4 protein-coding genes are annotated in these 3531 nt (G+C 43.0%); 3 read left to right on the top strand and 1 reads right to left on the bottom strand.

The window, feature by feature from the left end; all coding sequences use genetic code 11:
* Positions 1 to 180: 180 nt before the first annotated feature.
* Both LC574_RS31645 and cutA read left to right on the top strand, forming a co-directional pair.
* The gene (locus tag LC574_RS31645) at positions 181 to 1185 is read left to right on the top strand and encodes a transposase (RefSeq protein ID WP_229457524.1); all 1005 of its coding nucleotides are present in this window, start codon (positions 181 to 183) and stop codon (positions 1183 to 1185) included.
* A 5-nt stretch (positions 1186 to 1190) separates the two neighbouring features.
* The gene (gene cutA / locus LC574_RS31640; protein WP_229457523.1) at positions 1191 to 1520 is read left to right on the top strand and encodes a divalent-cation tolerance protein CutA; all 330 of its coding nucleotides are present in this window, start codon (positions 1191 to 1193) and stop codon (positions 1518 to 1520) included.
* Between the two features lie 172 nt (positions 1521 to 1692).
* Here cutA and LC574_RS31635 read toward each other — a convergent pair whose 3' ends face one another.
* The gene (locus LC574_RS31635) at positions 1693 to 2634 is read right to left on the bottom strand and encodes an ADP-ribosylglycohydrolase family protein (protein WP_229457522.1); all 942 of its coding nucleotides are present in this window, start codon (positions 2632 to 2634) and stop codon (positions 1693 to 1695) included.
* A gap of 393 nt (positions 2635 to 3027) precedes the next feature.
* Between LC574_RS31635 and LC574_RS31630 the strand changes: the two genes are divergently transcribed.
* The coding region (locus LC574_RS31630; RefSeq protein WP_229457521.1) for a porin family protein at positions 3028 to 3531 on the top strand (504 nt) is incomplete at its 3' end.

Here is a 3531-nt window from a genome sequence, read left to right as displayed (position 1 = left end):
ATGTGGTTTAAATACGCCCAAGGCCCCAATTATCAAAGTGGGGAGATATTAGAAGTGTTTTGGGTGTTTAGTGGAGTGTTATTTGGTATGGGCGCTGTCTTAGAATATGACGCATCACTAAGACGAACGCGCCGTACCAGTGGACGAAAACGAGCTTAGTAAAGATTTTTGGTATCTACCGTGAGAAAATTAACAGACTCTGACAAACAAGAAATTCTTAAGTTATATCGAGAGACTGCCGAAACAACCTCAACTTTGGCAGACCGCTATGGTGTGAGTAACTCGACAATTAGTCGTCTGCTCAAAAGCACTTTGCCAGAAGATGAGTATGAATACTTAGTCTCCTTAAAGCGGGCTGCGAGAACTCCTGAGGGTAGGGCGCAGGTAAGCTACGAGCAGTTACCCCTGCTGACTCAACCAGAGCCGGAGATAGAAGTTCCACCCATCATCGAGAGCCACCCTGTGGAAGTGCCAAAGGTTGAGCCACTACCACGTCGGGTAATTCATGTAGAGGAGCAACTTTACTCAGAGGAAACGGCGGAGTCAATCGCTGCTAGTAGACGGGTGCGGCGACGCCCCTCGGCGACGGAAAAACCAAAGCTCCGAGTTACAGAGAAATTAGAAACTCCAGAGCCAAAGCCGCCGGAAATAGTCAGCATTCCTATCCCACCGCTAAAGAATGAACATCCAGGAGCCGCCGTCATCGCGCAGATGCTGGGCGAAGATTTGCTAGACGAATCGGAGGATTTGCACGATTTAGAAGATGATGATTTAGATGATGATGACTTTGAGGAAGAAGATTTTGATGACGATGACCTGGATGACCAAAGGCCGTTAGTCACAAAACGAAGACCAGGTGAAGCATCAGTTCAAGTTTTACCTCTGTCGATAGCCAATTTGCCGAAAACTTGCTATTTGGTGATTGACCGTTCTTCGGAATTAATTACCCGTCCTCTCAAAGATTTTGGTGACTTGGGGCAAATTCCCAGCCTGGAAACCCAGCAAAGAACTCTGCCGGTGTTTGATAACCATCGCGTCGCCAAACGCTTTTCTACCAAGCGCGATCGCGTGATTAAAGTTCCTGATAGTAAAATGCTCCATAAGGCTCGTACTCATTTGCAAGCTAAGGGTATTACACGACTGCTGATTGATGGTCAGGTCTATTCTTTGTCTGCAACGGTTTAGAGGTTATGGAGACACCTGCTGGCTATGGTGTGGTATTGGTAGCTGGCAACATACAGGAGGCAGAAGCAATTGCAAATGCCCTTGTAGAAGCTAAACCTACTGCTTGTGTGAGTCTGTTACCAATCTACTCAATTTACACCTGGCAAGGGGAACTGCATAAAGAGCAAGAATGGCAATTACTGATTAAAACTGATTTGGGGCAATATCCTGCAATGGAGGCCAAAATTAAGAACCTGCACTCCTATGAAGTGCCAGAAATTATTGCTTTACCAATTGTTGCTGGTTCTCAAGCCTACTTACAGTGGATTTCTCAGCAAGTTAAAAGTAAAGATTGAGGAGTTAGGATTTTCATAACTCCTCACTCTTTGTATAATTTAAAATTACAAACTAGTAGTCTCTCAAGCCAACTTTGCTTGTTAAATCAACTTTTTATTTCTCTTTTTTCCTTCTTCCTTTGCGTCCTTTGCAGTTCGTTCCTTTACCTTTCAAACTTCACTTGACAGACTACTAACTGTAGACAGCCCTTGCAAAACGCTCTGCCAAGTAAACAATGTCTTGTCTACGAGCAATTTGATTCATCCATTGTTTGGGAATATTTTCCACGCCGTAATAAATTCCTGCTAACCCACCAGTGACGGCGGCGGTAGTATCGGTATCTCCACCTAAGTTAACAGCTTTCAACACCGCCTCAGAATAAGACGAACTATTCAACAAACACCACAGGGATGATTCTAAGGTATCAATCACATAGCCACCAGAATTAATCTCTTCTACTGGTATCTTGGCAATCTCACCACTGAAAATTCTGCCAAAATGCGGCTTCTCTAATAAAAATTCTCGGACAGAATAAATTGTTTGGATATCTTGCAATCCTTGTAAATAAGCTGTTTGCGGGTCAGCCCCTTCCAAGAGCGCCACTGCAATACTAATATAAATGCCACAGGCCATTTGCGATCGCGCATGAGCATGAGTAATCGCCGAAACATCATGTACCCGCGCCAGCAATTCGCTTAAAGTGAAGTTTCTGTGACAATAAGCCATCGGCAAGATTCTCATCAACGAACCGTTGCCATTACTATTTTCAACCTTACCACCCGCCTGATGGGGAACAACTCCCTGTTTCAGGCGCATAATTGCTGTGTGGGTAGTTTGACCAATATCAAAGACATCGCCACGGGGAGTCCAGTAAGCCTCTTTGTACCAGCGCCAGAAGGAATTGGCTATAGCATCCAACGAATACCCCCTACAAAGGCATTCTGCCAAGCAAAAGGTTAAGGAACTATCATCTGACCAAGTTCCTGGTGGTTGATTCCATGTGCCATAACCCTGCATCGTTGTCACTGGAGATTTTACTCGTTCAGCGCGGCTAGTAAACTCCACCGGCACACCCAACGCATCACCGACACATAAACCCATCAAACCAGACAACGTTTTTGTAGCGGTTAGCATTATTCAATCTCCACAAGAATTGCTCAAAATTAACTTTATAGATTCCCTCTATAGCTTGTTGCAACGGATGCTACAGCCTAATTTTCATCATCTGTGAAAAGCTCGGCAAAAAATTGTTAAGCGGGTATTTTCTTTACCATCTTCAGACTTAGTTTTAGTTCCAAATATTGTGCCAGTTTTAAAAGCGTCTATTTTTGGAACAAAGAACACAGATGAAAAGACATTGAATGTAATTATAACAGCTTATTTATGATTTTCCGGGATAGTGAAACTGTAAACGTCATGCATCAATAAAAACATTAATTTAATAAAGTATGGGAAACATTTGGAACATTCTCACACAATTATCGACTTGAAATATACAAGTAAAAAATACAAAATTTGGTAAAAATTATGAAACGCTTACTCAAGTCTTTCATGACAATTTCTGCATTGTCTTCCTTAATAATCGCTCCTCTTGTTCTATCAGCTGGTCAAGCTTCTGCTGAAACCAAAAAGGGTACTGATGCTAGCTATGTTGGTGCTGGTGTTGCAGCTGGTGTTACTAGCGGTGGACAAGGTATCAACGATAATGCCACATTTGGTGGTAATGTCACAGGTCGCGTGAAATTAGGAACTACGCCATTTTCTGCACGCGGTAATGTCCTTTGGAGTGATAAGACAAGTGCCATAATCCCAGAAGTTTCTGTGGATGTGCCTATCGCTAATAAAACTAATGCCTATTTAACTGGTGGTTATTCTTTTGTAGAGAAAGATGGCTCACCAACTCCCATAGGTAATAAAGATTCAGTAGTGGTAGGTGCTGGTGTTGAATCGGAAGTTGCTAACAATTTCCTCGTCTACACTAATGCCAAAGTCGGACTTGGTGCATACCAAAATAGCGATACTCCTGCTGTT

This window comes from Nostoc sp. CHAB 5715 (assembly GCF_020829685.1).
Taxonomy (GTDB): Bacteria; Cyanobacteriota; Cyanobacteriia; order Cyanobacteriales; family Nostocaceae; genus Nostoc.
The sequence above is the reverse complement of the archived record's forward strand: the minus strand, read 5'-3'. Positions and strand labels throughout refer to the sequence as shown.